The organism is Aeromonas sp. ZOR0002 (assembly GCF_963866995.1).
Taxonomy (GTDB): Bacteria; Pseudomonadota; Gammaproteobacteria; order Enterobacterales; family Aeromonadaceae; genus Aeromonas; species Aeromonas caviae.
In genome coordinates, this window is the sequence record NZ_CAWMFQ010000139.1 from 1 (window position 1) to 605 (window position 605).

The 605-nt window shown below is 67.9% G+C and carries 1 protein-coding gene and 1 pseudogene; both read left to right on the forward strand.

The window, feature by feature from the left end; all coding sequences use genetic code 11:
* Positions 1-477: DUF4401 domain-containing protein (locus AACR77_RS08370; RefSeq protein WP_042880782.1), on the forward strand; the 477-nt coding region annotated here is incomplete at its 5' end.
* Positions 474-605: pseudogene (locus tag AACR77_RS23110) on the forward strand (GDYXXLXY domain-containing protein); the annotation flags it as partial. The gene AACR77_RS08370 and the pseudogene AACR77_RS23110, both read left to right, overlap by 4 nt.

The following is a 605-nucleotide window of genomic DNA, read 5'->3' on the forward strand; positions in this document are numbered from 1 at the left end:
CACAGTGATCCCGCCCGCCATCTGCTCTATGAATCCCTCACCCTGGGGCTGGCACTCTCCCTGCTGGTGCTGGGACGGCTGCACCACCCCCTGTGGGAGGGAGGCACCAGCGTGCTCAATGAGCTCGGCAGCTCCCGCCTGCCCCTCTGGCTCAATCCCCTGCTCTGCGCCGCCCTGCTGCTCGCGGTCATGGTTCGCCTCAGGCTGCCGCTGCGCTACGGGCTGCCGCTGGTGGTGATCAGCGCCATCATTCCCGGCATGGGGGCTGGCGCCCTGGTGCTGGTGCTCGGCTTTTACGCCGGCAGCCTGGCCCTGATGACCCTGGCAGGCCTCCTGCTGCTCGGCTTTGGCTCCCTCTATTACTACGATCTGGGGCTGACCCTGATGACCAAGTCCTGGCTGCTGCTCGCCTCGGGGGCCCTGCTGCTCGGTACCCGTCAGTGGCTCAAGCACCTTCACCACGGGAGCCCCTCATGAGACGCCTCGCCTTTTTGCTGACCGGCCTTGCCCTGCTCGCCGGCATCAACGCCGCCGTCTGGCGCTTCGAGCACGCCATGAGCCAGGGGGAGGTGGTGCTGATCGAGCTGGCACCGGTCGACCCCCGC